Origin of the sequence: Streptomyces sp. E-08 (genome assembly GCF_049913095.1) — a bacterium.
GTDB lineage: Bacteria > Actinomycetota > Actinomycetes > Streptomycetales > Streptomycetaceae > Streptomyces.
Map to the genome: position 1 here is coordinate 6,833,446 of NZ_CP183971.1, position 26,881 is coordinate 6,860,326.

At 72.3% G+C, this 26,881-nt stretch carries 21 protein-coding genes; 9 read left to right on the forward strand and 12 right to left on the reverse strand.

Going from position 1 to position 26,881, the window contains the following annotated elements; all coding sequences use genetic code 11:
- Positions 1 to 12 precede the first annotated feature (12 nt).
- The 7 genes from ACN9MM_RS31420 to ACN9MM_RS31450 all read right to left on the reverse strand — a co-directional run bounded on the left by ACN9MM_RS31420 (position 13) and on the right by ACN9MM_RS31450 (position 9,256).
- On the reverse strand, positions 13 to 1,218 hold the full coding sequence (locus ACN9MM_RS31420; protein ID WP_017236794.1) for an acyl-CoA dehydrogenase family protein: 1,206 nt from the start codon (positions 1,216 to 1,218) through the stop codon (positions 13 to 15).
- A 2-nt stretch (positions 1,219 to 1,220) separates the two neighbouring features.
- Entirely contained in the window at positions 1,221 to 1,733 is a 513-nt protein-coding gene (locus ACN9MM_RS31425; RefSeq protein ID WP_015656728.1) for a MaoC family dehydratase, read from the reverse strand.
- Positions 1,734 to 1,738: 5 nt separating this feature from the next.
- A complete protein-coding gene (locus tag ACN9MM_RS31430) occupies positions 1,739 to 2,704 on the reverse strand; it encodes an HpcH/HpaI aldolase/citrate lyase family protein (RefSeq protein ID WP_030686470.1) in 966 nt (321 codons plus the stop codon).
- Positions 2,701 to 4,737: a protein meaA gene (locus ACN9MM_RS31435; protein WP_426367097.1), complete on the reverse strand. Its 2,037-nt coding sequence runs from the start codon at positions 4,735 to 4,737 to the stop codon at positions 2,701 to 2,703. Before ACN9MM_RS31435 ends, ACN9MM_RS31430 begins: the two co-directional genes overlap by 4 nt.
- Positions 4,738 to 4,747: 10 nt before the next feature.
- A complete protein-coding gene (ccrA, locus tag ACN9MM_RS31440) occupies positions 4,748 to 6,085 on the reverse strand; it encodes a crotonyl-CoA carboxylase/reductase (protein WP_382867817.1) in 1,338 nt (445 codons plus the stop codon).
- Positions 6,086 to 6,498: 413 nt separating this feature from the next.
- Positions 6,499 to 7,359, reverse strand: a complete 861-nt coding sequence (locus ACN9MM_RS31445; protein ID WP_426367098.1) for a TetR family transcriptional regulator — start codon at positions 7,357 to 7,359, stop codon at positions 6,499 to 6,501.
- Between the two features lie 115 nt (positions 7,360 to 7,474).
- Positions 7,475 to 9,256 carry a 3-hydroxyacyl-CoA dehydrogenase family protein gene (locus ACN9MM_RS31450; RefSeq protein ID WP_426367099.1) on the reverse strand — a complete coding sequence of 594 codons (1,782 nt, stop codon included), beginning with the start codon at positions 9,254 to 9,256 and terminating at the stop codon, positions 7,475 to 7,477.
- Positions 9,257 to 9,553: 297 nt separating this feature from the next.
- Here ACN9MM_RS31450 and ACN9MM_RS31455 point away from each other — a divergent pair, with 297 nt between their 5' ends.
- Positions 9,554 to 10,156 carry a HEAT repeat domain-containing protein gene (locus ACN9MM_RS31455; protein ID WP_426367100.1) on the forward strand — a complete coding sequence of 201 codons (603 nt, stop codon included), beginning with the start codon at positions 9,554 to 9,556 and terminating at the stop codon, positions 10,154 to 10,156.
- Here ACN9MM_RS31455 and ACN9MM_RS31460 read toward each other — a convergent pair.
- The 4 genes from ACN9MM_RS31460 to ACN9MM_RS31475 all read right to left on the reverse strand — a co-directional run bounded on the left by ACN9MM_RS31460 (position 10,127) and on the right by ACN9MM_RS31475 (position 15,041).
- Positions 10,127 to 11,383 carry an MFS transporter gene (locus ACN9MM_RS31460; RefSeq protein ID WP_426367101.1) on the reverse strand — a complete coding sequence of 419 codons (1,257 nt, stop codon included), beginning with the start codon at positions 11,381 to 11,383 and terminating at the stop codon, positions 10,127 to 10,129. The two genes, ACN9MM_RS31455 and ACN9MM_RS31460, sit on opposite strands and share 30 nt — an antisense overlap.
- A 160-nt stretch (positions 11,384 to 11,543) precedes the next feature.
- A complete protein-coding gene (locus tag ACN9MM_RS31465) occupies positions 11,544 to 11,996 on the reverse strand; it encodes a RidA family protein (protein WP_426367102.1) in 453 nt (150 codons plus the stop codon).
- A 208-nt stretch (positions 11,997 to 12,204) separates the two neighbouring features.
- Positions 12,205 to 13,833, reverse strand: a complete 1,629-nt coding sequence (locus ACN9MM_RS31470) for an alpha/beta hydrolase (protein WP_426367103.1) — start codon at positions 13,831 to 13,833, stop codon at positions 12,205 to 12,207.
- Positions 13,834 to 14,009: 176 nt separating this feature from the next.
- Positions 14,010 to 15,041 carry an Rv2578c family radical SAM protein gene (locus tag ACN9MM_RS31475; protein WP_426367104.1) on the reverse strand — a complete coding sequence of 344 codons (1,032 nt, stop codon included), beginning with the start codon at positions 15,039 to 15,041 and terminating at the stop codon, positions 14,010 to 14,012.
- A 147-nt stretch (positions 15,042 to 15,188) separates the two neighbouring features.
- Here ACN9MM_RS31475 and ACN9MM_RS31480 point away from each other — a divergent pair, with 147 nt between their 5' ends.
- Positions 15,189 to 15,632 (forward strand): SRPBCC family protein, encoded by a 444-nt coding sequence (locus ACN9MM_RS31480; RefSeq protein ID WP_329853916.1) that lies wholly within the window; start codon positions 15,189 to 15,191, stop codon positions 15,630 to 15,632.
- Between the two features lie 239 nt (positions 15,633 to 15,871).
- Positions 15,872 to 18,340, forward strand: coding sequence for an MFS transporter (locus tag ACN9MM_RS31485; RefSeq protein WP_426367105.1), 2,469 nt, complete (start codon positions 15,872 to 15,874; stop codon positions 18,338 to 18,340).
- A 10-nt stretch (positions 18,341 to 18,350) separates the two neighbouring features.
- Here the strand turns inward: ACN9MM_RS31485 and ACN9MM_RS31490 are convergent, their stop codons facing one another.
- Entirely contained in the window at positions 18,351 to 19,619 is a 1,269-nt protein-coding gene (locus ACN9MM_RS31490) for a hypothetical protein (protein ID WP_426367106.1), read from the reverse strand.
- A 341-nt stretch (positions 19,620 to 19,960) separates the two neighbouring features.
- On the opposite strand from ACN9MM_RS31490, the gene ACN9MM_RS31495 reads away from it, so the two are divergent.
- The 6 genes from ACN9MM_RS31495 (at position 19,961) to ACN9MM_RS31520 (ending at position 26,831) form a co-directional block, all read left to right on the forward strand.
- Complete coding sequence (locus ACN9MM_RS31495; protein WP_426367107.1) at positions 19,961 to 20,794, forward strand: M55 family metallopeptidase; 834 nt, start codon at positions 19,961 to 19,963, stop codon at positions 20,792 to 20,794.
- Complete coding sequence (locus ACN9MM_RS31500) at positions 20,787 to 22,121, forward strand: M20/M25/M40 family metallo-hydrolase (RefSeq protein WP_426367108.1); 1,335 nt, start codon at positions 20,787 to 20,789, stop codon at positions 22,119 to 22,121. Before ACN9MM_RS31495 ends, ACN9MM_RS31500 begins: the two co-directional genes overlap by 8 nt.
- A gap of 23 nt (positions 22,122 to 22,144) precedes the next feature.
- Positions 22,145 to 24,154: a prolyl oligopeptidase family serine peptidase gene (locus tag ACN9MM_RS31505; RefSeq protein WP_426367109.1), complete on the forward strand. Its 2,010-nt coding sequence runs from the start codon at positions 22,145 to 22,147 to the stop codon at positions 24,152 to 24,154.
- Positions 24,151 to 25,086 (forward strand): S66 peptidase family protein, encoded by a 936-nt coding sequence (locus ACN9MM_RS31510; protein WP_426367110.1) that lies wholly within the window; start codon positions 24,151 to 24,153, stop codon positions 25,084 to 25,086. Before ACN9MM_RS31505 ends, ACN9MM_RS31510 begins: the two co-directional genes overlap by 4 nt.
- A gap of 178 nt (positions 25,087 to 25,264) precedes the next feature.
- The gene (locus ACN9MM_RS31515; RefSeq protein WP_426367111.1) at positions 25,265 to 26,020 is read left to right on the forward strand and encodes a hypothetical protein; all 756 of its coding nucleotides are present in this window, start codon (positions 25,265 to 25,267) and stop codon (positions 26,018 to 26,020) included.
- The gene (locus ACN9MM_RS31520; protein WP_426367112.1) at positions 25,953 to 26,831 is read left to right on the forward strand and encodes a carbamate kinase; all 879 of its coding nucleotides are present in this window, start codon (positions 25,953 to 25,955) and stop codon (positions 26,829 to 26,831) included. The genes ACN9MM_RS31515 and ACN9MM_RS31520 overlap by 68 nt, the downstream gene beginning before the upstream one ends.
- The last annotated feature ends 50 nt before the right edge of the window (positions 26,832 to 26,881 follow it).

A 26,881-nucleotide genomic window follows, 5' to 3' on the forward strand; every position in this document is an offset into this window, starting at 1 on the left:
CAAACCCGACAATCAGCCCTGGAATCGGTACTCCTCGAGCAGTCGCCGACCAATGATCATTTTCTGGATCTCGGCGGTACCTTCACCGATGAGCAGCATCGGGGCCTCCCTGTAGAGGCGCTCGATCTCGTACTCCTTCGAGAACCCGTATCCACCGTGGATGCGGAAGGCATCCTCGACGACCTCCTTGCAGTACTCGGAGGCGAGGTACTTCGCCATCCCTGCTTCGAGGTCGTTTCGTTCCCCGGAGTCCTTTTTGCGTGCTGCGTTCACCATCATGGCATGCGCGGCCTCGACCTTGGTAGCCATCTCGGCCAGCTTGAACTGAATCGCCTGGTGCTGGGCGATCGCCTTGCCGAAAGTGTGACGTTGCTGGGCATAAGAGACACCCAGTTCGAAAGCACGCTGCGCGACGCCACAGCCACGGGCCGCCACGTTGACGCGGCCGACCTCGACGCCGTCCATCATTTGGTAAAACCCTCGGCCGGTGACCCCGCCGAGGACGCGATTGGCCGGAATGCGCAGTCCGTCCATGATGAGTTCGGTCGTGTCGACGCCCTTGTAACCCATCTTGTCGATCTTCCCGGGGATCGTGAGGCCGGGGCGGACCTCTCCGAAGCCGGGCTCCTTCTCGACGAGGAAGGTCGTCATCGACTTGTGGGGGGCCGTGCCCTCCGGGTGTCCTTCGTCACTTCGGACGAGAACGGCCACCAGCGTGGACGTGCCGCCGTTCGTCAGCCACATCTTCTGGCCGTTGAGGACGTACTCGTCGCCGTCCTTGACCGCCTTCGACGTGATCGCGGACACGTCCGAGCCGAGGCCCGGCTCCGACATCGAGAAGGCGCCGCGCGTCTCGCCGGCCGCCATCCGCGGAAGGAAGTACTCCTTCTGCTCCTGGGTGCCGTGCTGCTTGAGCATGTACGCCACGATGAAGTGCGTGTTGATGATGCCGGAGACCGACATCCAGCCGCGGGCGATCTCCTCCACGCACAGCGCGTAGGTCAGCAGCGACTCGCCCAGGCCCCCGTACTCCTCGGGGATCATCAGGCCGAAGACGCCGAGCTCCTTGAGCCCGTCGACGATCTGCTGCGGGTACTCGTCGCGGTGCTCCAGCTCCGTCGCGACCGGGATGATCTCCTTGTCGACGAAGTCCCGGACGGTGGCGAGGATCTCCTGCTGGACATCGGTCAGACCGTGGGTCTGGGCGAGTCGCGCCATGACTACTTCCCCTGTTCCTTGAGCTCGGGGCGGCCGGGCTGCTCGCCGCCGCGCTCCTTGATGTACGTCTCGGTGGGGACCATCACCTTGCGGCGGAAGACGCACACGAGGGTGCCGTCCTGCTTGTAGCCCTTGGTCTCGACGTAGACGATGCCGCGGTCGTTCTTCGACTTCGACGGGGTCTTGTCGAGCACCGTGGTCTCGCCGTAGATCGTGTCGCCGTGGAAGGTCGGCGCCACGTGCCGCAGCGACTCGATCTCCAGATTGGCGATGGCCTTGCCGGAGACGTCGGGCACGGACATGCCGAGCAGCAGCGAGTAGATGTAGTTGCCGACGACGACGTTCTTGCCGAAGTCCGTCGTGTTCTCGGCGTAATTCACATCCATGTGCAGCGGATGGTGGTTCATCGTCAGCAGACAGAAAAGGTGGTCGTCGTACTCGGTGACCGTCTTTCCGGGCCAGTGCTTGTAGACGGCACCGACTTCGAACTCTTCATAGGTGCGGCCGAACTGCATCGCTCTCAGGCCTCCGGGATCTCGAACTTGCTGGTGCGCTGCATGCCGGCGGCGCGGCCCTTGCCGGAGATGACCAGGGCCATCTTGCGGGAGGCCTCGTCGATCATCTCGTCGCCGAGCATCGCGGAGCCCTTCTTCCCGCCGGCCTCGGACGTGTAGTAGTCGTACGCGTCGAGGATCAGCTCGGCGTGGTCGTAGTCCTCCTGCGAGGGCGAGAAGATCTCGTTCGCGGCGGCGACCTGGTCCGGGTGCAGCACCCACTTGCCGTCGAAGCCCAGGGCCGCGGCGCGCCGCGCGACCGCCTTGTAGCCCTCCTGGTTGCGGATCTGCAGGTAGGGGCCGTCGATCGCCTGGAGGTTGTTGGCGCGGGCCGCCATCAGGATGCTCATCAGGATGTGGTGGTACGCGTCCGCCGGGTAGCCGGGCGGCTGCTCGCCCACGACGAGGGACTTCATGTTGATGGAGGCCATGAAGTCGGCCGGGCCGAAGATGATCGTCTCGACGCGCTGGGAGGCCTGCGCGATCGCGTTGACGTTGGTCAGGCCCTGGGCGTTCTCGATCTGCGCCTCGATGCCGATCTTGCCGACCTCGAAGCCCATGGTCTTCTCGATCTGCGTGAGCAGCAGGTCGAGGGCGACGATCTGCTGGGCGTCCTGGACCTTCGGCAGCATGATGCAGTCGAGGTTCTGGCCGGCGCCCTCGACGACCGTGACGACGTCACGGTAGGTCCAGTGGGTCGTCCAGTCGTTGACGCGGACCACGCGGGTCTTGCCGGTCCAGTCGCCCTCGTTCAGGAACTTCACGATGGTGTGCCGGGCCTCGGGCTTGGCCAGCGGGGCGCACGCGTCCTCCAGGTCCAGGAAGACCTGGTCGGCCGCGAGGCCCTGGGCCTTCTCCAGGAAGCGCGGGTTGGAGCCGGGGACCGCGAGGCAGGAGCGGCGGGGGCGGAGCCGGTTCACAGGGCTGGTCATGCGAGGACCTCCGTACTTTCAAGGGGGCTGAGCTTGTGAGCTGTGCGGATCTCGTCGACGATACGGCCGATGATCTCCGTGATGCCGAAGTCCTTCGGTGTGAAGACGGCGGCGACACCCGCACGCTTCAGTTCCGCGGCGTCGGCGTTGGGGATGATGCCGCCGACGATGACCGGGATGTCCAGGGCGCCGGCCTCGCGGAGGCGGTCGAGGACGTCGGGGACCAGCGCGGAGTGCGAGCCGGAGAGGATCGACAGGCCCACGCAGTGCACGTCCTCCGCCAGGGCGGCGTCGACGATCTGCTCGGGGGTCAGCCGGATGCCCTGGTAGACCACCTCGAAACCGGCGTCACGCGCGCGTACGGCGATCTGCTCGGCACCGTTGGAGTGCCCGTCCAGGCCCGGCTTGCCGACCAGGAGGCGCAGCCGTCCGACGTTCAGCTCCTCGGCGGTGCGGGCCACCTTCTCCCGGACGAGCGCGAGCGGGGTGCCCGCCTCGGCCGTCACGGCGACCGGGGCGGAGGAGACGCCCGTCGGGGCGCGGAACTCGCCGAACACCTCGCGCAGGGCCCCGGCCCACTCGCCGGTGGTGACCCCGGCGCGGGCGCACTCCAGGGTGGCCTCCATGAGGTTGTCCGTGCCCTTGGCGGCCTCCTTCAGGCGCTCCAGGGCCTTGCAGGGCCGCGGGTGGTTGAAGGGCGGCTGGTAGCGGTTGTCGCGCCAGGTCTTCATCGAGCCGACGACCCGGGCCTCGACCGCCGGGTCCACCGTCATGATGGCGGTGTCCAGGTCGGCGGTGAGGGGGTTCTCCTCGGTCGACTGGAAGATGTTGACGCCGACGATCTTGTCGTCGCCGGCCTCGATCCGGGCGCGCCGCTCGGCGTGCGAGGAGACCAGCTGCGACTTGAGGTAGCCGGACTCGACGGCGGCCATCGCGCCGCCCATCTCCTGGATCCGGTCGATCTCGGCCAGGCACTCCTCGACGAGGGCCTGCACCTTGGCCTCGATCACGTGCGAGCCGGCGAAGATGTCCTCGTACTCCAGCAGGTCGGACTCGTGGGCGAGCACCTGCTGGATGCGGAGCGACCACTGCTGGTCCCAGGGCCGGGGGAGGCCGAGGGCCTCGTTCCAGGCCGGGAGCTGCACGGCACGCGCGCGGGCGTCCTTGGAGAGGGTGACGGCCAGCATCTCCAGGACGATCCGCTGGACGTTGTTCTCCGGCTGCGCCTCGGTCAGGCCGAGCGAGTTGACCTGGACGCCGTAGCGGAAGCGGCGCTGCTTGGGGTTCTCGATGCCGTACCGCTCCAGCGTGATCTTGTCCCAGATGCGGCCGAAGGCGCGCATCTTGCACATCTCCTCGACGAAGCGGACGCCCGCGTTCACGAAGAAGGAGATGCGGGCGACGACCTCGCCGAAGCGCTCCTCGGGGACCTGGCCGGAGTCCCGGACCGAGTCGAGGACCGCGATCGCGGTGGCCATCGCGTACGAGATCTCCTGGACCGGCGTGGCCCCGGCCTCCTGCAGGTGGTAGCTGCAGATGTTGATCGGGTTCCACTTCGGGATGTGGTTGACCGTGTACGCGATCATGTCCGTCGTGAGGCGGAGCGAGGGGCCGGGCGGGAAGACGTGCGTCCCGCGCGACAGGTACTCCTTCACGATGTCGTTCTGGGTGGTGCCCTGGAGCTTGGTGATGTCCGCGCCCTGCTCCTCGGCGGCCACCTGATAGAGCGCCAGAAGCCACATGGCGGTGGCGTTGATGGTCATCGAGGTGTTCATCTGCTCCAGGGGGATGTCCTGGAACAGCCGGCGCATGTCACCGAGGTGCGAGACGGGGACACCGACCCGGCCGACCTCGCCGCGGGCGAGGATGTGGTCGGGGTCGTACCCGGTCTGCGTCGGCAGGTCGAACGCGACCGAGAGGCCGGTCTGACCCTTGGCGAGGTTGCGCCGGTACAGCTCGTTGGACGCCTCGGCGGTCGAGTGACCGGCATACGTCCGCATGAGCCACGGCCGGTCCTTCTGGCGCTCAGTCATCTTCGGGACCTCAGATGTTCCGGAAGCGGTTGATGGCGTCGATGTGCTGGGCGCGGAGCTCGGGGTTGCTGACGCCCAGGCCCTCCTGCGGCGCGAGCGCGAGGACGCCGACCTTGCCCTGGTGCAGGTTGCGGTGGACGTCGTACGCGGCCTGGCCGGTCTCCTCCAGGGAGTAGACCTTCGACAGGGTGGGGTGGATCTTGCCCTTGGCGATCAGGCGGTTGGCCTCCCACGCCTCGCGGTAGTTGGCGAAGTGCGAGCCGATGATCCGCTTCAGCGACATCCACAGGTAGCGGTTGTCGTACTGGTGCATGTAGCCCGAGGTGGAGGCGCAGGTGGTGATGGTGCCGCCCTTGCGGGTGACGTACACGGAGGCGCCGAAGGTCTCGCGGCCCGGGTGCTCGAAGACGATGTCGATGTCCTCGCCGCCGGTCAGCTCGCGGATCTTGGAGCCGAAGCGCTTCCACTCGCGCGGGTCCTGGGTGTTCTCGTCCTTCCAGAACTTGTAGCCCTCGGCGTTGCGGTCGATGACCGCCTCGGCGCCCATGGACCGGCAGATGTCGGCCTTCTCGGGGGAGGAGACGACACAGATCGGGTTGGCGCCACCGGCCAGCGCGAACTGCGTGGCGTACGAGCCGAGTCCGCCGCTCGCGCCCCAGATGAGGACGTTGTCGCCCTGCTTCATGCCGGCGCCGTTGTTGGAGACCAGCTGGCGGTAGGCGGTGGAGTTGACGAGGCCGGGGGCCGCCGCCTCCTCCCAGCTCAGGTGGCCGGGCTTCGGCATGAGCTGGTTGGACTTGACGAGGGCGACCTCGGCGAGGCCGCCGAAGTTGGTCTCGAAGCCCCAGATGCGCTGCTCGGGGTCGAGCATCGTGTCGTTGTGGCCGTCCGAGGACTCCAGCTCGACCGAGAGGCAGTGGGCGACGACCTCGTCGCCGGGCTGCCAGGCGTTGACGCCCGGGCCGGTGCGCAGGACGACGCCCGCGAGGTCGGAGCCGATGACGTGGTACGGCAGGTCGTGGCGCTTGGTGAGCTCGGAGAGCCGGCCGTAGCGCTCCAGGAAGCCGAAGGTCGAGACGGGCTCGAAGATCGAGGTCCAGACCGAGTTGTAGTTGACGGAGCTCGCCATGACGGCCACGAGCGCCTCGCCCGGGCCGAGCTCGGGGAGCGCGACGTCGTCGAGGTGGAGCGACTTGCGCGGGTCCTTGTCGCGGCTGGCGACACCGGCGAACATCTCCGCCTCGTCCTTGTGGACGGTGACGGCCCGGTACGACTCGGGCAGCTTGATGTTCGCGAAGTCGGCGGACGTGGAGTCCGGGGACTGGATCGCGTCCAGGATTTCCTTCACGGGTTGCCTCCGGCGGTGAGCGTCCTGAGGGAGGGACGCCTGAGGGTTACGGCGGAACGTGCTGCTGTGGAGGTGTGCCGTCGGTTCGGCTGGGTGGTGCGGTGGCGGCGCTGTGTGGTGGAGCGCGAGGGTGCCTGTGACGCAGGCGTCCGGGCACACCGGCCGTCGGTCGGTGGGGACAGCCGGCGCACGAGGTGTGTTCTCTGCGCGCCGACCGCCCGGACAACATCAACGTATGGCACGCCGTGTCACCTGACAAGGCACTGCGTGCCAACAATTTCACTCAGATGCAATCTGCCCGTCACGGATGAGCGATGATCGATCGAAACGGCCCGTGAGCTGCGGGAACGCGAAGGAGGGCCGCCCCCGGAATCCGGGGGCGGCCCTCCTTCGCGAAGCGGTGCCGGCGGTGCTCAGGCCTCCTTGAGCGCCTGCTGGATCGTGCGCATGACCTCGTCGAGCGGAGCGTCCGTGCGAGCCACGGCGACCACCACGTCACCGGTGGTGGAGACCCGCGCCACGGGCGCCTCGGCGGAGGTGTCCGCCGCGGTCTGCGCCCCCTGGCCGGCCTGACCGGTCTGCGCGGAGGCGGGGGCGGGCCGGCCGCCTATGCCCGTGCCGAAGGTCTCCCGGACGATCGCGAAGGCGTGGTCGAGCTGGGCCTCCACGTCGCCCTGGCCGCCCGCCCGCAGCCAGCGGCGCAGCACGTGGTTGTGGGCGGTGACGACCGCCGACGCCGCCACCTCGGCGAGCAGCGGGTCGTCGTTGCCGTCGTGGTGGTCCCGCTCGTCGAAGTGCCCGAGGAGATAGCGGGTGAAGAGCCGCTCGTAGCGGGCCACCGAGGCGATCTCCCGCTCGCGCAGGGTCGGCACCTCGCGGGTGAGCCGGTAGCGCTCCACGGAGACCGCGGGGGACCCCGCGTACATCTTCATGACTTCCTTGATGCCGCGGCACACCGTGTCGAGCGGGTGCTCGTGCGGCGGTGCCGCGTTCAGCACCGCCTCCGCCCGTACGAGGGTGTCGTCGTGGTCGGGGAAGATCGCCTCTTCCTTGGACCGGAAGTGCCGGAAGAACGTCCGCCGCGCGACCCCGGCCGTGGCCGCGATCTCGTCGACGGTCGTCGCCTCGTACCCCTTGGTCGCGAAGAGCTCCATCGCCGCGGCAGCGAGCTCCCGGCGCATCTTGAGCCGCTGCGCGGCGGCACGAGTGCCGGCCGTGCTCTCCGGAGCGTCGGACGGGGACGTGGCACGGGGTGTCTTCGCGGCCTTGGGCATGGTCCGAACGTACTGCATCGGAGTGGGAGTGTGCCCAGGTGGGGGCGGGGAGGCCCCCGGGACACCGACGGTGCCCGGGGAACTGAGAAGACCGCCCCAGCCGGCGGTGCGGGGCTCAGCGTCGGGCATATTCGCGGAAGCCGCGACCCGTCTTGCGGCCCAGGCAGCCGGCCGCCACCAGGTGCTCCAGGAGCGGGGCCGGGGCGAGGCCCGGGTCCCGGAACTCGCGGTGCAGCACCTGCTCGATCGCGAGCGAGACGTCCAGGCCGACCACGTCGAGCAGCTCGAACGGGCCCATCGGGTAGCCGCCGCCCAGCTTCATGGCCGCGTCGATGTCGTCCAGGGTGGCGTAGTGCTCCTGGACCATCTTGATCGCGTTGTTCAGGTACGGGAAGAGCAGCGCGTTCACGATGAAGCCGGCGCGGTCGCCGCAGTCCACCGGGTGCTTCCTGATCTTCGCGGTGACCTCGCGGACGGTCGCGTGGACGTCGTCGCCGGTCAGGACCGTACGGACGATCTCGACCAGCTTCATCGCCGGCGCCGGGTTGAAGAAGTGCATCCCGATGACGTCCTGCGGGCGCGTGGTGGCCCGGGCGCAGGCGATGACCGGCAGCGAGGAGGTCGTGGTGGCGAGCACCGCGCCCGGCTTGCAGATCTTGTCGAGCCGCGCGAACAGCTCCTGCTTGACCGCCAGGTCCTCGGCGACCGCCTCGACGGCCAGGTCGACCTCGGCGAAGGCGTCGAGCGAGCCGGCCGGGGTGATCAGGCTCAGCGTCGTGTCGCGGGCCTCGGCCGTCATCCGGCCCTTGTCGACCGAGCGGGCCAGCGACTTGGCGATCCGGGCCTTGGCGGTGTCGGCCTTCTCCTGGGAGCGGGCGGCCAGCACGACCGTGTACCCGGCCTTGGCGAAGACCTCGGCGATGCCGGAGGCCATGGTGCCCGAGCCGGCGACGCCGACCGAGGCGACCTCGCGGCCGGTGCCGCTCCCGGCGGAGGTCAGCGGGGTCAGGGCGTCGCGCACGACCTCACCGGAGCCCGGCGCCTCGTACGTGTAGAAGCCGCGGCCGGCCTTGCGGCCCGTCAGACCGGCCTCGCTGAGCTGCTTGAGGATCGGGGCGGGCGCGTGCAGCCGGTCGTGCGAGGCCGCGTACATGGCCTCAAGGACCGTACGGGCCGTGTCGACGCCGATCAGGTCGAGCAGCGCCAGCGGGCCCATCGGCAGGCCACAGCCCAGCTTCATCGCCGCGTCGATGTCCTCGCGGGAGGCGTACTTGGCCTCGTACATGGCGGCGGCCTGGTTCAGGTAACCGAAGAGCAGGCCGTCCGCGATGAAGCCGGCCCGGTCGCCGACCGCCACCGGCTCCTTGCCGAGGTCCTGGGCGAGCCGGGTGACGGCGTCGACGGCCCGCGGGTCGGTCAGGACGGACGAGACCACCTCGACCAGCTTCATGGCCTGGACCGGGGCGAAGAAGTGCAGACCGAGAACCCGCTCGGGGTGCGCCGAGTCGGCGGCGAGCCGGGTCACGGAGAGGGCGTTGGTGCCGGTGGCCAGGATCGCGTCGGGCCGCACGATGCCGTCGAGGGTCCGGAAGACCTCCTGCTTCGCCTCGTACGACTCGGGGACGACCTCGATCACGAGGTCGGCCTCGGCGGCCGCCTGGAGGTCGGAGAAGGTACGGAAGCGGGCCAGGACGTCCTGCCGCTCCTCCTCGGTGATCCGCTCGCGGGCCACGGCCCGGGCGGTGGAGGCCTCCAGGGCGGCGACGGCCTGGGCGGCGGCGGCGTCGCTGATGTCGATGCCGATGACCTCGCGGCCGGCCCGGACGAGGACGTCGGCGATGCCCGCGCCCATGGTGCCGAGACCGACGACGGCGATGGTGGAGAGAGGGGTGTCCATCAGGGGACTCCAGAGGAAGAGTGACGACTGAGGGCAGTGCGCGCACGAAAGGCGCGGGAAAGTGCGAGGGCGATGCCCGGAAAGCAGGGCGGTGCCCTGGAGAAAGGGGCGACGGACTCTGTCCCGGAGCCACGTCGAAACTGCCGAACCGACTAGCGAACACAACGGCTGCGTCACCAGGCCGTTGTGAGAAGTGCGGGTGGTGCCCGCTCACCTGAGACTAACCGGCCGGTAACGAGCGCGCCAGTCCCGGGAAGTTGGGAAAGTGTGATCTGGATCGCGGATAGGGTCGGATTCATGGAAATGTCCGAGGACCCGGAATTCTGCTCGATGATCGATCGATTGCGGGAAGAGATCGGGAATGACACCGGAGAAGTCCCGGCGGCATTCGACGAACTCGCCGCGACGGAGGATCCCGAGGAACTGCACCGCCTCCTCACCGCTCCCGGACAGCCCCTCTGGGCCCGCGAGATCGCCGCCTACGGCCTCGGCGTCGCCGGCGACCCGCGCGCCTTCGAGGCCCTCGTCCTCCTCCTCAACCACCGCGACCCGGAGCGCTGCGTCACCGCGGCCCACGCCCTGGCCCGGCTCGGCGACCCGCGCACCGCGCGCGCGGCCGCCGCCCTCGCCACCAACGAACTCCGCGTCGCCTACGCCCTGCTGCCCGTGCGGCTGCTCGCCGAGCTCCGGGCGCCGGAATCCGCGCCGGCCCTGATCACCGTCCTGGAACGGCGCCTCCGGGCCGACGACCCCCACTGGCGGGTCGGCCTCGCCTGCGTCGAGGGCCTGGGCACCCTCGGCGACCCGCGGGCCCGCCCCGCCCTGGAGGCCGCGCTCCCGCACCCCCGGCTCGGGGAAGCGGCCCGGCGGTCACTGACCCGCCTCGACCCGGCCGGCTGATCCGGGGCGCGAGCGCGCCCCGGCCGGCAGCAGGGTCACGACCGCCGTGAGAACCGCCGGGAGCGCCGCCAGCGCGAAGCACAGCGGCATCGGCAGCCGCCCCACCAGGAGGCCCGCGCCGGCCGTCGCCACCGTCGTGCCCGCGTTGAACCCGGTGCTGACCCAGGCACCGGCCCGGGTGCGCCGCCCCTCCCCGACGGACTCGTCGGCCAGGAGGTAGGCGCTGGTGATCGCCGGCGCCAGGAAGAGACCGCCGAGCGCCACCCAGCCGACCATCGCGTACGGATGCGGGGAGAGTCCCGCCGACGCCAGCACCGCACCGAGGCCGAGGGCCAGCACCGACAGGCGTACACCGGTGGGGACCCGCCACGGCACGGCGCCGTACACCAGCCCGCCGATCGCGCTGCCCGCGGACAGGGCCGCCATCGCCCACGGCACCGCACCGGGGCTGTGGTGCCCGTCGGCGAACGCGATCACCAGCAGCTCGACGGCGCCCAGGCACATGCCGACCGCCGCCGCCACGGCCACCGCCCTGAGCAGCCCGGGACCGGGGACATCGGGGACGCCCGGCGTCCGCCCCGGAGCACCGGACCCGCGCTCCCCGGCGCCGCGCCGGACCGCCGGCGAGGCGACGAGGGCGAGGGTGCCGGTCAGCACGAGCCCGGCGCTCACGGCGAGGCCGGCCGGCGCCGACGCGAACCGCGTGAGCAGCCCCACCAGCAACGGACCCGTGACGAAGAGGAGTTCCTCCGCCACCGTGTCCAGGCTGTACGCGCGCCGCAGCAGGTCCCGGTCGGTCAGCGTCGCGCTCAGCATCGCGCGCGTCACCGGGCCGAGCGGCGGCGGCAGCGCCCCCGCGGCGGCGGCCAGGACCATCAGGGAGGCCGCGGGGGTGCCGGGCCGGGCCGTCGCCACCGCGAGCGCGACGAGCAGCAGCGCGTACGCGGCGGCCAGGGGCACCAGGGCGCGGCGCGGCCCGAAGCGGTCGACCAGGGCCGCCCGCGCGGGGGAGAGCAGGACACCGGTCAGTCCGAACACGGCCATGACCGTGCCGGCCACGGCGTACGAACCGGTGCCGTCCTTGACGGAGAGGATGAGGGAGAGCGGGGCGGTGCCGTTGGACAGCCGTCCCAGCAGGCCCGCGCCGAAGGTGCGGCGGGCGTACGGAGCCCGCAGCACCGCCGCGTACGTGGGCGCGGGCGGGTGGGCAGGGGAGATCACGGTCATGACGGAGTTCCTCGTCGGAGGACGCCGGGCGGGAGGGTGTCTCGACGAGACACCCTCCAGGGCCTGCGGCGTCGGGGCGTGCGGGGTCGGCGGGACACCGCGCCGGGTGGGCACGGTCGTCGGATCGCCGACTCCTACGCACGGAAGAGGAACATGCGCGTCAACGTAGCAAACGGAGCTCCGCCCCGGCCTCGCCGGGTGCCGTCCCGGCCTGTTCCGGGACCAGCGCGAACGCCTCGATCTCCACGAGCAGTTCCGGGCGGACCAGCGCGGAGACCTGCACCGCCGAGCTCGCCGGCAGCGGCGCTCCCGCGAAGTGCGCGTCCCGGGCGTCCCGCACGGCCGGGAGGTGGGCCACGTCCGTGACGAAGTACGTCAGCTTCACCACGTCCCCGAAGCCCGCGCCGGCCGCCGCGAGGCAGCGCTCCAGGTTCGCGAAGACCTGATGGGCCTGGGCGGCCGCGTCGCCCTCACCGACCACCGCCCCGGAGGCGTCGAAGGCGCACTGCCCGGATATCGCCACGAACCGGCCCGTGCCCCACACGACGTGGCTGTACTGGGGGCTGGGTGCGAGGCCGTCGGGGGCGGGCACGTGGGTGAGGTGGCTCGTCATGCCCCACATCCTCGCGCACGCCACTGACAGTGCCCGCGACCCCTTGCGGGGCGCGGGCACGGTGGCGGTGGTGAGGCCGGCCGGGAGTGGTGTCAGCGGACGTGGCCCAGGGGCCCGCCGGTACTGGTGTCAGTGGACGTGGCCCAGGGGGCCGGCCGGTACTGGTGTCAGTGGACGTGGCCCACCAGGAGCCCCTTCGGTACCGGCTTCAGCGGACGTGGCCCAGGAGGCCGTGGAGGGCGACGCCGGCCGGCTCCGCGCGCAGGGTGCCGGCCCGCTTGCCGGAGGCGTCCGGGGTCGTCGGGGCCGCCGCGGTCACCGGCTCGGGCTCGGGCTCGGGGAGCGCGGCGCACACCGCGTCCACCTCGGTGTCGCCCTCACCGCGCGGGACCTTGCCCGTGGCGAGGTAGGCGGCGAGGTGCTCGTCGAGGCAGTCGTTCCCGCCGAGCGTCACCCCGTGGTTCCCGCCGCCCTCCTCGACGACGAGGCTGGAGCCGCGCGTCAGCCGGTGCAGGGCGGCCCCGCCCTCGTACGGCGTGGCCGCGTCGTCCGTGGCCTGGAGGATGAGGACCGGCGGCAGCTGGTCGTTGGTGAGGTCCGGCGGGGTGAGGGAGTCCACCGGCCAGAAGGCGCAGGGCGCGTTGTACCAGGCGTTGTTCCAGGTCGAGAACGGCGCCTTCGCGTGCACGTCCCAGCTGTCCTTGCGCCACACGTTCCAGTCGCGGGGCCAGCCCGCGTCCCGGCACTGCACGCTCGTGTAGACCGAGTAGCCGTTGTCGGCCGCCGCGTCGGCCTCGCCGTACCGCTCGTACGCCTCCGTCAGCGGCTTCGGGTCCGCGTTGTTGACGTAGGCCGCGAAGGCGCTCGCGAGGCGGGGCCAGTAGCCGTTGTAGTACCCGCCCGGCAGGAAGGTGTCCTCCAGCTCGCCGGGGCCGACCTTCCCGCCGGCGGGGGTGGCGCGCAGCGCGTCGCGCATCCGGTACCAGGCGGCCTCGACCGCCGCCGGGTCGGTGCCCAGCTTGTACACGGCGTTCTGCCGGGCCACCCAGGCCATGAAGTCCTTGTGGCGGGCGTCGAACGCGTAGTCCTGCGCGAGGTTGTCCTCGTACCAGACGCCGTGCGGGTTCACCACGGAGTCGAGCGCCATCCGCCGCACCCGGTCCGGGTACAGGCGCGCGTACACGGCGCCCAGGTAGGTCCCGTACGAGTAGCCGAGGTAGTTGATCTTCGGCGCGCCGATCGCGTGGCGGATCGCGTCCAGGTCCCGTGCGGTGCTCACGGTGTCGATGTACGGCAGTACGTCCGCGTACTTCTTGCCGCAGGCCCGGGCGAAGGTCTGCGCCCGCTCGACGGCGGCCCGCTCGGCCGCGGCCGAGGCCGGCACCGAGTCGGCCCGCACGGGCGCGAAGTGGCCGGGCTCGCAGTCCAGCGCGGGCTCGCTCTTGCCGACCCCGCGCGGGTCGAAGCCGATCACGTCGTACTCGGCGGCCACCTTCGGGGGCAGCGAGGCCGCGACGTACCCGGCCATCCCGCGCCCGCTGCCGCCGGGTCCGCCCGGGTTCACGAGCAGCGGGCCCTGGGAGGTCTTCGCGGTGTGCGGGACCCGGGTGAGGGCGAGGGTGATCTTCCGCCCGGCGGGGTCGTCGTGGTTGAGCGGCAGCTTCAGGGTGGCGCACTGGAGCCGGGGGTACGCCTTCGTGGCGCACTCGGTCCAGGCGAGCGGGGGGAGCGGTCGGGGGGTCGGTTCACCGGCGTCCGCGGGGGCGGCGGGCAGGACGGTGACCGTCCCGGCGACCAGCGCTCCAGCGGCGATCAGCATTCCTGCGCGTGGGGTCATAGGGCGTTTGTGTCCCGAACCGGCGCGGAGAGGTCCTGTTTCGTCGAGAGTTGACCCGAACGGAGGCGGATCCGACGGCGTGTCAGGTGACCGGTCCGATGATCGGAGGGGAACTCGGGGGACTCGGACTCGGACTCAGGGGACTCAGGGGGCTCAGGGGGCTCAGAGGGGGCGCCTCACAGCAGCGTGAGCTGCTCGGGGGCCGCGGCGAGGGAGGGCTCCTCCGGCACGGGGATCCGGCGGCCCGCGCCCCGGTGTGCGGGCCCGATGCCGAACTCGGCCGCCAGCTCGTGCACCTGACGGGTGATCCGGCGCTGGTACCAGGTCGGCGCGTAGGCCCCGTCCGCGTACATCCGCTCGTACCGTCCCACCAGGCCCGGGTGGTGCGCGCGCAGCCAGGTCATGAACCACTCGCGGGCGCCCGGCCGCAGGTGCAGGACGAGCGGGGTGACCGAGCTCGCGCCGGCCTCGGCGATCGCGCGGACCGTCGCGCGCAGCTGCTCGGGCCGGTCGCCGAGGAAGGGCACCACGGGCGCCATCAGGACCCCGCAGTCGATGCCGTGCTCCCCGAGGGTGCGGACGACGTCGAGGCGGCGCTGCGGTGAGGGGGTGCCGGGCTCGATCGTCCGCCAGAGCTCCTGGTCCGTGAAGCCGACGGAGACGGAGATGCCGACCTCGGTGACCCGGGCGGCCTGGGTGAGGAGCTCCAGGTCGCGGAGGATCAGGGTGCCCTTGGTGAGGATCGAGAACGGGTTGGCCCGGTCCCGCAGCGCCGTGAGGATGCCGGGCATCAGCCGGTAGCGGCCCTCGGCGCGCTGGTAGCAGTCGACGTTGGTGCCCATGGCGACGTGCGCGCCCTGCCAGCGGGCGGAGGCGAGCTGCCGGGCGAGCAGCTCCGCGGCGTTGATCTTGACGACGATCTGGGAGTCGAAGCCGAGGCCGGTGTCGAGGTCGAGATAGCTGTGGGTCTTGCGGGCGAAGCAGTACACACACGCGTGCGTGCAGCCGCGGTACGGGTTGACCGTCCACTCGAACGGCATCCGGGAGGCGCCGGGCACCCGGTTCAGGATCGAGCGGGCCCGGACCTCGTGGAAGGTGATGCCCCGGAACTCGGGGGTGTCGAAGGTCCGCGTCGTGACCGCGTCCGTGCCGAACAGGGGGATGTCGGCGGGGGCGGTGGGGGTGTCGCCCAGATTGTCCCAGCGCATGGACGCCTCCTCGGTGGCTCTGCCTCGACCGTTCGCCCAGAATAGAACACCTGTTCCCTTGATCGTTGCAACCCGGATTTCGCCCCCCGGAGCCCACGTGGTTCGCTTGGGCCACACCCCCGAGGAATCACGAGCTGGAGGAAGTCAATGGCGCAGGTCGAGGCCACCACGGAACGGATCATCGCCGCGGACGCGGAGACGGTGTTCGACGCGCTGGCCGACTACAGCGGTACGCGCGCGAAGGTGCTCCCCGAGCACTTCAGCGAGTACGAGGTGCGCGAGGGCGGCGACGGCGAGGGCACCCTCGTCCACTGGAAGCTCCAGGCCACGAGCAAGCGCGTCCGCGACTGCCTCCTGGAGGTCACGGAGCCCACCGAGGGGCAGCTCGTCGAGAAGGACCGCAACTCCTCCATGGTCACCACCTGGACCGTGACCCCCGCCGGTGAGGGCAAGTCCCGCGCCGTCGTGACCACCGTCTGGAACGGCGCAGGCGGCATCGGCGGCTTCTTCGAGAAGACGTTCGCGCCCAAGGGTCTCGGCCGCATCTACGACGCCGTCCTCGCCAAGCTGGCGGACGAGGTCGAGAAGTAACGCCCGGAGCGTTCACCGATTCGAGTGGATCGCCCGCACCCCCCGTACCGGCGCTCCCGCGCACCGGGGGGCGCGGGCCTTCTCGTAAACGCGCTGATGAGCGACCCAAGTGCGCCGTAGTGCAGGGACGTTCACCCCCTGGAGCGCCACCTCCCTCCCGTACCGCCCGACTTGCTCCCCCTTCGCGTGCAATGCGAAGAATGGCGCGGCGCAGACGCCGCGACGAGGGGAGCAGGTACGTGGGTGCGATCACGATCGTGAAAGGCGTCGAGGGCGCCACGGGGGAAGCGGAACCCCTGGACGCTCCGCCCACCGACCCCGCCCCACCGGCCGGACCGGGGCCCGCCGCCCTCGACCCCCGCCGCGTACGGCTCGTCTTCTGCGGCCTCATGCTCGCGCTGCTCCTCGCCGCGCTCGAGCAGATGATCGTCGCCACCGCCCTGCCGAAGATCGTCGGCGAACTCCAGGGCCTGGACCGGATGTCCTGGGCGATCACCGCCTACCTGCTGACCTCCACCATCGGTCTGCCCGTCTACGGAAAGCTCGGCGACCTCCTCGGCCGCAAGGGCGTCTTCCTCTTCGCGATCGTCGTCTTCGTCATCGGCTCCGGCCTCGCCGGCTGGTCCCGGACCATGGACGAACTCATCGCCTTCCGCGCGGTCCAGGGCGCCGGCGCCGGCGGCCTCATGATCGGCGTCCAGGCGATCATCGCCGACATCGTCCCGGCCCGGGAACGCGGCCGCTACATGGGGCTCATCGGCGCCGCCTTCGGCCTCGCGTCCGTCGCGGGACCGCTGCTCGGCGGCTTCTTCACCGACCACGTCTCCTGGCGCTGGTGCTTCTACTTCAACGTGCCCTTCGGGCTCGTCACCCTCGCCGTGGTCGCCACCGTCCTCAAGCTCCCGAAGCCCACGGCACGCGCGCGCTTCGACGTCCTCGGCGCCCTGCTCCTCGCCGCCGCCTCCACCTGCCTGGTCCTGCTCACCAGCTGGGGCGGCACCGAGTACGCCTGGGACTCCCGGGTCATCCTCGCCCTGGCCTGCGGAGCCGCCGGAACGACCCTGCTCTTCCTGACCGTCGAACACTTCGCGCCCGAACCGCTCATCCCGCTGCGGCTGTTCCGCGACTCCGTCTTCACCGTGACCGCCCTCGTCGGCGCCGTCGTCGGCATCGCGCTCTTCGGCGCCGCCAGCTACCTCCCCAGCTTCCTGCAGATGGTCGAGGGCGCCAGCGCCACGGAGTCCGGCCTCCTGATGCTGCCTCTCATGGGCGGCATCGTCATCGCCTCCGTCGTCTCCGGCCAGCTCATCAGCCGTACCGGCCACTACAAGATCTACCCGGTGATCGGCGGGGCCGTCTCCGTCCTCGGCATGTGGCTGCTCTCCCGCATGGGCACCGACACCCCGCGCCTCCAGCTCAGCCTGTGGCAGGCCGTCCTCGGCGCCGGCATCGGCCTCGTCATGCCGGTGCTCGTCCTCGCCGTGCAGAACTCCGTCCGCCCCGCCGACCTCGGCACCGCCACCAGCGCCCACACCTACTTCCGCCAGATCGGCGGCAGCGTCGGCGCCGCCGTCTTCGGCACCCTCTTCGCCTCCCGCCTCGACGACGCACTCGGCGACCGCCTCGCCGGCGTCCTCGCGCAGGGTGGCCCCGCGTCCCCGCCGCCGGCCGAGTCGATCACACCGGGGACCGTCCACACCCTGCCGCCGGCCCTGCGCGACGCGTACATCCAGGCGTACGCGGACGCGATGCCGCGGATCTTCCTCTACCTCGTGCCGGTCCTCGTACTCGGCCTCGTCCTCGCCTTCTTCCTCAAGGAGAAACCGCTGGTGTCCCACCACAGCCCCCTCACCGAGGCCACCGAGGCCATCGACCTGGGCGCCGCGCAGGCGTTCCCGCACGCCCGCCACGCGGCCCCCGCCCCCGCCGGGGCCACCCCGCCTCCGCACTCCGGGGTGCCGGTGTGCGGCACCGTCCAGCACCACGACGGCAGCCGCGTCCCCCGGGCCGCGCTCACCCTCATCGACGTCCAGGGCCGGCAGATCGGCCGTGGCGCGAGCGGCGAGGACGGCCGGTACGCCCTGAGCGTCCCCGGCGGCGGCGCGTACGTCCTGATCGCCGCGGCCGGCGGACACCAGCCGCAGGCCGTCTCCGTCACCGTCGGCGACCGGCCGGTGGAGCTCGACGTCGTCCTCGGCGGCGCCGGGCGGCTCGCGGGCAGCGTCGTCACCGCCGACGGCACGCCCGTACGGGACGCGGCCGTCACCCTCACCGACGTGCGCGGCGAGGTCGTCGCCTCCACCCGCAGCGGACGCGAGGGCGGGTACGTCATCGGGGAGCTCGTCGCGGGCGAGTACACGCTCGCCGCCAGCGCCCCCGCCTTCCGGCCCGCCGCGCTGCCCGTCAGCGTCCAGTCCTCCCGCGAGACCCGCCAGGACATCGAACTGGCCGGCGGCGCGGTGCTGCGCGGCACCGTACGGGCCGGGGGAGGGCGCTGCGTGGAGGACGCCCGGGTCACCCTCCTCGACGCCGCGGGCAACGTCGTCGACACCCTCACCACCGGCGCCGACGGCAGCTTCCGCTTCATCGACCTGTCCTCCGGCGAGTACACGGTCATCGCCGCCGGGTACCCGCCCGTCGCCACCGTCCTCCAGGTGGCCGGCGGCGGCCGCACCGAGCGCGACCTGCAGCTCGGCCACCAGGACTGACCGGCCGTGCTCAGGAGGTGGTCGTCGCCTTGCGCAGCGCGCTGATGCAGGTGCCGATCGCCTCCTGGAGGGCTTCGAGGCGCTGGAGCATGTCCGCCTCGTAGATGTCCTCCTCCATCACCTCGTCGAGGGTCAGCTCCTCGAAGACCTTCGTGGCCTTCTGCAGGCTGTTGTAGAACTTCGTCCGCCGCTCCTGGACGCGCAGCGCCGGATCCTCCTCGACCGCCTTGGCGACCAGGCCCTTCACCGTGTCGTAGGCCTCGCCGGCCCACTCGCCCGCCTCCTCCGAGTCGTCCAGCTCGTCGAGGAGCGAAAGATGCCGCTCGGCCTCGGCCCGCAGCTCGGCCGGCGCCTCCACGGTCTGCCCGGCGGGGGTCTTGATCTGGCCGTTCTCGACGATCTGCCGGACGTACCCGATGCGGTCGGCCGCCTTCGCCTCGCTCGCCACCGCCTTCTTCAGGTCGTCCGTGCGGGCGAAGGCCCGGGCCATCTCGGTCTGGAGGGCCGGGTCCTCCTTCATCCGGTCGAGCAGCGCCCCGCGCGCGGCCTCCGCCGTCCCGGGGTCGGCGAGGATCGCCGCCCGCAGCGCCGTGGGGTTCTCCGCGACCTCCAGGGCCTTCGTCGGCCGGATGCCCTCCGCCTCGGCCGCAGCGCTGATCGCCTGGCCGCGCACGGAGGACGCGCTGTTGCGGGAGGTGTAGTACGACAGCCAGACGTCCGCGTCCGGGAGCTCGATGTCCTCGCCGGGGACCAGCACCTCGAACTGCGGGACCAGACCGTCGTCGGCCGCCATGTCCCAGGCCTTGTAGTAGCGCATGACCCGCTCGGGCGAGCACCCGGCGAGCTCGGCGAAGGCCTTCGCCGAGACCTTCGTGCGGGCCGTGCCCTCGGCGGCCTGCCCGCCGGGCCGGACGCTCCGGGCCACCTTCAGGGCGAACGCCCAGCCACCGGTCCGCGCGTACACCCCGAAGTCCAGGGCGTCACGGACGACGACGGGGTCGTGCGGGTGGTCCTCCTGGGGGTCGGAGGTCTCCTGGGCCTCGGATGTCTCCTGGGATTCCAGGGCCTCCCGGGAATCCGGGGCCTCCCGGGATTCCGAGACTTCCCGGGGCTCGGAGGCCTCCTCGGATTCGGGTGCCGACGGCTCCCAGAACTCCGGCTCCTCCGCCATGAGGGGCCCGGAGGGCTCGGGGACGACGACGGAACCGGCGGGCCCGGGAACGACGGCGGGCTCGGTCTCGACGGGCGCGGACTCGGACGGGGTGAAGGCGATGGTCACCGAGAGCTCTCCGGAAGGTCGACAACTTCAGCTGCGGCCGACAGCCTATACGCACCCCTTGGCGATGTTTCGCCCGATTCGAGGGCCGCCGATCGGGTGGCGCGCGAGGCCGCCGCCGGCGCGTCACGGCCCGGGCGGTGTCCGTGGCCCCCCCGACGACGGCACCCCGCCGGAGCAGCGGGCCGCCGCCGCGCCGCGCCGGTTCACGGAGGAGGACCCCAGGAGGCATCCGGAACCCGCCGGTGATCCGTACCGCCGTCCGGTGGGCGCCAGTGGTCCACTCCAACGGCGGTTATCCACAGGGGTGGTAGGGCGACCGGGCGGCGCGTACGGTGCCAGGCATGAAGATCCTCATCAGCGCCGACATGGAGGGTGCGACCGGTGTGACCTGGCCCGCCGACGTGCTGCCCGGCACGCCCCAGTGGGAGCGGTGCCGCGCGATGTTCACCTCCGACGTGAACGCCGCCGTGCTCGGCTTCTTCGACGGCGGCGCGGACGAGGTCCTCATCAACGAGGCGCACTGGTCCATGCGGAACCTGCTCCTGGAGCGGCTCGACGAGCGGGCCGAGATGCTCACCGGGCGGCACAAGTCCCTCTCGATGGTCGAGGGCGTGCAGCACGGCGACGTCGACGGCATCGCCTTCGTCGGCTACCACACGGGCGCCGGTACCGAGGGCGTCCTCGCGCACACCTACCTCGCGAACTCCATCACCGGGGTCTGGCTCAATGGCGAGCGGGCCAGCGAGGGCCTCCTCAACGCCCATGTGGTCGCGGAGTACGGCGTGCCCGTCGTCCTTGTCACCGGGGACGACCTGACCTGCGAGGACGCCCTCGGGTACGCGCCGGAGGCGCCGAAGGTCGCCGTCAAGGACCACGTCTCGCGGTACGCGGCGGTGTGCCGCCCCCCGGCCAGGACCGCCGCGGACATCCGCGCCGCGGCGAAGACCGGTGCCGCGCTCGCCGTCCGGCGAGAGCCGGTCCGGGGCGGCCCCTTCACCGTGGAGCTCGAGTTCGACGCGGACCACCTGGGCGCCGCCGCAACGGTGGTTCCCGGCGTGGCGCGGGGCGGCGAGCGGCGCGTCGCGTACACGAGCGAGACGATGTACGAGGCAATTCGCACGTTCAAGGCGGTCACGACCATCGTCTCGGCCGCGGTGGAGGAGCAGTATGGCTGAGGAGGTCCGGGGCCCGGACACGACGGCGCTCGACGAGGTGGTCACCTTCACCTCCGAGCTCATCCGCATCGACACCACCAACCGCGGCGGCGGCGACTGCCGCGAGCGGCCGGCCGCCGAGTACGTCGCCGAGCGGCTCGCGGACGCCGGGATCGAACCCACCCTCCTGGAGCGGACCCCCGGCCGCACCAACGTGGTGGCGCGGATCCCCGGCACCGACCCCTCGGCCGAGGCGCTCCTGGTCCACGGCCACCTGGACGTGGTGCCCGCCGACCCCGCCGAATGGACCGTGCACCCGTTCTCCGGCGAGGTCCGCGACGGGGTCGTGTGGGGGCGCGGCGCCGTCGACATGAAGAACATGGACGCGATGGTCCTGGCCGTCGTCCGCTCCTGGGCCCGCCAAGGCATCCGGCCCCGCAGGGACATCGTCCTCGCCTACACCGCCGACGAGGAGGCCAGCGCCGAGGACGGCTCCGGCTTCCTCGCCGACCGGCACGCGGCCCTCTTCGACGGCTGTACGGAGGGCATCAGCGAGTCCGGTGCGTTCAGCTTCCACCCGCAGCCCGGCACCACCCTCTACCCGATCGCGGCGGGCGAGCGGGGCACCGCCTGGCTCAAGCTCACCGCCCACGGCCGGGCAGGCCACGGCTCCAAGGTGAACACGGCCAACGCCGTCACCCGCCTCGCCTCGGCCGTCGCCCGGATCGGCGGCCACACCTGGCCCGTCCGCCTCACCACGACCGTCCGCGCCGCCCTCGCCGAGCTCGCCGCGCTCTACGGCATCGACATCGACATCCGAGCCCGCGACCTCGACGTCGACGTCCTCCTCGACAAGCTCGGCCCGGCCGCCGCCCTCGTCGCGCCGACCGTCCGCAACAGCGCCAACCCGACGATGCTCGACGCCGGTTACAAGGTCAACGTCATCCCCGGACAGGCCGTCGCCTACATCGACGGGCGGATGCTGCCGGGCGCGGAGGAGGAGTTCGCCGCGACCATGGACCTGCTCACCGGGCCCGACGTGGAGTGGGAGTTCCACCACCGCGAGGTGGCCCTGGAGGCCCCGGTCGACTCACCGACCTTCGCCAAGCTCCGGGCCGCCGTCGAGCGCTTCGACCCCGCCGGGCACGTCGTGCCGTTCACCATGTCCGGCGGCACCGACGCCAAGCAGTTCTCCCGGCTCGGCATCACCGGCTACGGCTTCTCGCCGCTCCGGCTGCCCCCGGACCTCGACTACGGGGCGCTGTTCCACGGCGTCGACGAGCGCGTCCCGGTGGACGCCCTGCACTTCGGCGTCCGGGTGCTCGACCACTATCTGAAGTCCGCGTAGGCCCGTGACAGGGGGAGATTGGGATGGGCACGACCACGACCACGGCCGGGTACGGCACCTGGCCGTCACCCGTGAGCGCCGGGCTCGCCGCCGCGCACGACGGGCGGCCCGAGTACCTCGGCGCCGTCGGCGACGAGCTGTGGTGGACCGCGCCCCGCCCCGCGGAGGGCGGCCGGCGCGCCCTGGTCCGTCGACGCGCCGACGGCACCGAGGAGAGCCTCCTGCCGCCCCCGTGGAACGTCCGGAGCCGGGTGATCGAGTACGGCGGGCAGCCCTGGGCGGCCGTCGCGCGCCCGGCCGGCGGACCGCTCGCCGTGTTCTGCCACTTCCCCGACCAGCGGCTCTACGGGTACGAACCCGACGCCGCCCCCGGCACGGAGCCGCGGCCACTCACCCCCGTCTCCGCCGTCGGCGGAGGACTGCGCTGGGTGGACCCGGTGATCCACCCGGACCGGGGCGAGGTGTGGTGCGTCCTGGAGGAGTTCACCGGACCCGCGCCGACCGATGTGCGCCGCGTCCTCGCCGCCGTACCCCTCGACGGCTCGGCCGCCGAGGACCGCGGGGCCGTCCGTGAACTCACCGACGGGCGCCACCGGTTCGTGACCGGCCCCCGGCTCTCCCCTGACGGCCGCCGGGCGGCCTGGATCGCCTGGGACCACCCCCGGATGCCCTGGGACGGCACCGAGGTCCGGCTCGCCGAGGTCACCCCCGAGGGCACCTTCCGCGAGGCCCGGACCGTCGCCGGGGGGACCGCCGAGTCGATCCCGCAGGCCGACTGGGACGCGGCCGGCCGGCTGCTGTTCGTCAGCGACCGCACCGGCTGGTGGAACCTCTACCGCGCACAGGTCGGCGCCGACGGCGGCCTCGCCGAGCCGGAGGCGCTCTGCCCCCGCGCCGAGGAGTTCGGCGGCCCGCTCTGGAAGATCGGACTCCGCTGGTTCACCCCCCTGGAGAACGGGCTGATCGCCGTCGTCCACGGCAGGGGGACCACCACGCTCGGCATCCTCGACCCCGACCGCCGCGCCCTCGTCGACGCCGGAGGGCCCCGCACGGAATGGGCCGCCACCCTCGCCGCGCACGGCACCCGGGTCGTCGGCGTCGCCGCCGGTCCGCACCGCTCCCACGAGCTCGTCGAGCTCGACACCCGCACCGGACGCAGCCGCGTGGTCGCCGCCGCCCACACCGACGCCGTCGACCCCGCCCACCTCCCCGAACCCCGCGCCCGCACCTTCACCGGACCCGGCGGACGGGAGATCCACGCGCAGGTGTACCCGCCGCACCACCCCCGGTACGACGGGCCCGAGGGCGAGCTGCCGCCCTACGTGATCTGGGCGCACGGCGGACCCACCGGCCACGCCCCGCTCGTCCTCGACCTGGAGATCGCCTACTTCACCTCACGGGGCATCGGCGTCGCCGAGGTCAACTACGGCGGCTCGACCGGCTACGGCCGGGAGTACCGGGACCGGCTGCGCCAGCAGTGGGGCGTCGTCGACGTGGAGGACTGCGCGGCCGTCGCGGCGGCCCTCGCCGCCGAGGGCACCGCCGACCCGTCGCGGCTCGCCGTGCGCGGCGGCAGCGCGGGCGGCTGGACGACCGCCGCGTCCCTCGTCTCCACCGACGTGTACGCCTGCGGCACGATCATCTACCCCATCCTGGACCTGCGCGGCTGGGCCACCGACGAGACCCACGACTTCGAGTCCCAGTACCTCCACGGACTGATCGGACCGCTCGACGAGGTGCCCGCCCGCTACAAGGAACGCTCGCCGATCGAGCACGTCGACCGCGTCACCGTCCCGTTCCTCCTGCTCCAGGGCCTCGACGACGTCATCTGCCCTCCCGCGCAGGCCGAGCGCTTCCTCGCCCGCACGGCCGGCCGGGGCGTCCCGCACGCCTACCTCGCCTTCGAGGGCGAGGGCCACGGCTTCCGCAGGGCCGACACCATGGTCCGGGCCCTGGAGGCCGAACTCGCCCTGTACGTCAGAACCTTCGGCATCGACCGTACGGACGTGCCGGCCCTGGAGTTCCGCACGTGAGCCCCGTGGACGCCCTCACCCGGGGAGAGCGGCTCCGGCCCGGGGCGCGGGTCGCCGTCGTCGCCCCCAGCGGGCCCGTGCCCGAGGAGCGGCTCGCGGCCGGGCTCGCCATCCTGCGCGGCTGGGGCCTCGAACCCGTGGTCGCCCCGCACGTCCTGGACACCCACCCCGCGCTCGGGTACCTCGCGGGCGGGGACCGGGAGAGGGCCCGCGACCTGACCGAGGCCTGGTGCGACCCCTCGGTCTCCGCGGTGCTCTGCGCCCGCGGCGGATTCGGCGCCCAGCGCATGGTGGACCTCGTGGACTGGGCGGCGATCCGCGCGGCCGGGCCCAAGGCCTTCGTCGGCTACAGCGACGTCACCGCCCTGCACGAGGCCTTCGCCGTCCGCGCGGGCTTCGCCACCCTGCACGGACCGATGGTCGCCGCCGCCACGTTCCTCTCGGACCCGGTCACCCAGGAGTCGCTGCGCGCCACCCTCTTCGAGCCCGGGGCCGTCCTGACGCTCGGCCCGGAGACGGCACGGACCCTGGTGCCGGGACGCGCCCGGGGCGTGACGCTGGGCGGCTGCGTCAGCCTGCTCGCCGCCGACCTCGGCACCCCGCAGGGGCGGCCCTCGGCCCGCGGCGGGCTGCTGCTCCTGGAGGACGTCGGGGAGGAGCCGTACCGCCTCGACCGCATCCTCACCCAACTCCTGCGCTCCGGATGGCTCGACGGCGTGGCGGGCATCGGTCTCGGCTCCTGGGAGGAGTGCGGTCCCTACGAGGGGGTCCGGGCGGTCCTCGCCGACCGCCTCGGCGGGCTCGGGGTGCCCGTCGTGGAGGAGATGGGCTTCGGGCACAGCCCGACCGCGCTCACCCTGCCGCTCGGCCTGCCCGCCGCGCTCGACGCGGACACGTGCACGCTCACCCTGGACGTACCGGCCCTGCGCTGAGCGGTGGAAGCCCCCGTACGACGCGGACACGCCCCCGTCCCGGGGTGCGGGGCGAGGGCGCGTCCCCTCGGAGGGGCGGGACCGCGGGCCCTGTCCCGCCGCGGCCTCGGCGCCGGACTGCCGTCGCACCACGACACGTTCGAGGAGGGCGTACGCGACGATCGCCACGACCAGGCCGGTGACCGCGTCGGAGAGCTGCGGGGCGAACCAGTGCGCCAGGCCCGCGCCCGCCGCGCTCACCGCCCAGGCCAGGAAGGCCGTGGGCCGCACCGTCGCGGTCGGACGGCGGTCCATCGCGCCGCGTCCGCCGCGGGCGAAGAACTGGTCGGCGATGAGGACGCCGCCGAGCGGCGGGACTCAGGATCACGAGCCAGTCCAGGAAGTGGTCCCACACCCCGGCGAGCGCGGCGACCGTGCCGACGACACCGAGGACGACCGTCATCAGCCGCATCGTCCGGCCGGTCAGGTGCGACCGGCCCAGGGCGCCGTTGTAGAGGGAGTGACTGCACACGGAGCCGAGGTTGACGAAGACGAAGACCGCCGCGAGGACGTTCAGGAGCGGCGCTCCCTCCCCGGTGAGGATCGGCAGGAGGTCGCCGCCCGCGGTCGCCGGTGCGGCGACCGCGCCCGCGGCGACCACCAGACCACCCGTGACCTGTGCGATCACGCCGGCCACGGGGAAGGCGCTGACAGTGGCGGGGACGGCCTGCCGGCCGTTCCGCGACCAGCGGGTGAAGTCACCGTCATCGTGCCGGAGTCGGCGAACGTCGCCATGATCATGGAGATCGCGGCGCCGAAGGCGAGCGTGGTGTCCCCGCCCACCCCCTGGTACGAGAAGACGGCGCCCAGGTCGTGGCGGGGAACCGATGACGGCCGACCGGCTGCGCGCCAACGTCAGGGGCGCCTGCCAGGTGCTGGCCGGTCCGGCCCGTGAGCACGAGGTCGTCATCACCCACGGCAACGGCCCGCAGGCCGGCCTCCTCGCGCTCCAGAACCTCGCCTACCAGGACGTCGCGGCCTACTCGCTGGACATCCTCGGCGCGGAGACCCAGGGCATGATCGGCTACGTCATCCAGCAGGAGCTCTCCCACGCCCTGTCCGGCGAGCGCGAGGTCGCCGCCGTCCTCACCACGACCGAGGTCGACGAGGCCGACCCGGCGTTCGAGCGCCCCACCAAGCTGATCGGCCCCACCTACTCGGCGCAGGACGCCGCCGAGGCCGCGGCCGAGTACCGCTGGAGCATCGCCCGCGACGGCGGCGCCTTTCGCCGCGTCGTGCCGTCGCCCGAGCCGCTGCGCATCATGCAGGCGCCGCTGGTCAGCACGCTCCTCGGCAACGGAACGCTCGTGGTGTGCGTGGGCGGCGGCGTGCCGGTGCGCACCGACTCCAAGGGCCGCCAGATCGGCATGCAGGCCGTCGTCGACAAGGAGGCGGCGAGCGCGGCACTCGCCGCCGACCTCGGCGCGGACATGCTGATCATGCTCACGGACGGCGACTTCGTCAGCCGGGACCAGGGCACCCCCGAGCAGCGGGACATCCTCACCGCCTCGTCCGAGGGCCTCGCGGAGATCGCCTTCGCCGAGGGCTCGATGAAGCCCGAGGTCGACGCGGCCGTACGCGTCGCCCGCGCGGGCGGACGCACCCTCATCGGGCCGCTGGAGCGCCTCGACGACCTGATGGCGCGCCGCGTCGGCACGGAGATCCGGGCGGACGTGCCCGGGGGAGTCGTGTGCGTGGGGGAGTGAGGGCCTCGCGCGGGGGCGGGCGCACGACCGTCTCTTCGGTATACCGTTCG

Excerpts from the sequence above, each read along its gene's own strand:
- ACN9MM_RS31420 (WP_017236794.1), bottom strand. The coding sequence starts at position 1,218 with ATGGCGCGACTCGCCCAGACCCACGGTCTGACCGATGTCCAGCAGGAG.
- ACN9MM_RS31425 (WP_015656728.1), bottom strand. The coding sequence starts at position 1,733 with ATGCAGTTCGGCCGCACCTATGAAGAGTTCGAAGTCGGTGCCGTCTAC.
- ACN9MM_RS31430 (WP_030686470.1), bottom strand. The coding sequence starts at position 2,704 with ATGACCAGCCCTGTGAACCGGCTCCGCCCCCGCCGCTCCTGCCTCGCG.
- ACN9MM_RS31435 (WP_426367097.1), bottom strand. The coding sequence starts at position 4,737 with ATGACTGAGCGCCAGAAGGACCGGCCGTGGCTCATGCGGACGTATGCC.
- ACN9MM_RS31445 (WP_426367098.1), bottom strand. The coding sequence starts at position 7,359 with ATGCCCAAGGCCGCGAAGACACCCCGTGCCACGTCCCCGTCCGACGCT.
- ACN9MM_RS31450 (WP_426367099.1), bottom strand. The coding sequence starts at position 9,256 with ATGGACACCCCTCTCTCCACCATCGCCGTCGTCGGTCTCGGCACCATG.
- ACN9MM_RS31455 (WP_426367100.1), top strand. The coding sequence starts at position 9,554 with ATGGAAATGTCCGAGGACCCGGAATTCTGCTCGATGATCGATCGATTG.
- ACN9MM_RS31460 (WP_426367101.1), bottom strand. The coding sequence starts at position 11,383 with ATGACCGTGATCTCCCCTGCCCACCCGCCCGCGCCCACGTACGCGGCG.
- ACN9MM_RS31465 (WP_426367102.1), bottom strand. The coding sequence starts at position 11,996 with ATGACGAGCCACCTCACCCACGTGCCCGCCCCCGACGGCCTCGCACCC.
- ACN9MM_RS31470 (WP_426367103.1), bottom strand. The coding sequence starts at position 13,833 with ATGACCCCACGCGCAGGAATGCTGATCGCCGCTGGAGCGCTGGTCGCC.
- ACN9MM_RS31475 (WP_426367104.1), bottom strand. The coding sequence starts at position 15,041 with ATGCGCTGGGACAATCTGGGCGACACCCCCACCGCCCCCGCCGACATC.
- ACN9MM_RS31480 (WP_329853916.1), top strand. The coding sequence starts at position 15,189 with ATGGCGCAGGTCGAGGCCACCACGGAACGGATCATCGCCGCGGACGCG.
- ACN9MM_RS31495 (WP_426367107.1), top strand. The coding sequence starts at position 19,961 with ATGAAGATCCTCATCAGCGCCGACATGGAGGGTGCGACCGGTGTGACC.
- ACN9MM_RS31500 (WP_426367108.1), top strand. The coding sequence starts at position 20,787 with ATGGCTGAGGAGGTCCGGGGCCCGGACACGACGGCGCTCGACGAGGTG.
- ACN9MM_RS31505 (WP_426367109.1), top strand. The coding sequence starts at position 22,145 with ATGGGCACGACCACGACCACGGCCGGGTACGGCACCTGGCCGTCACCC.
- ACN9MM_RS31520 (WP_426367112.1), top strand. The coding sequence starts at position 25,953 with ATGACGGCCGACCGGCTGCGCGCCAACGTCAGGGGCGCCTGCCAGGTG.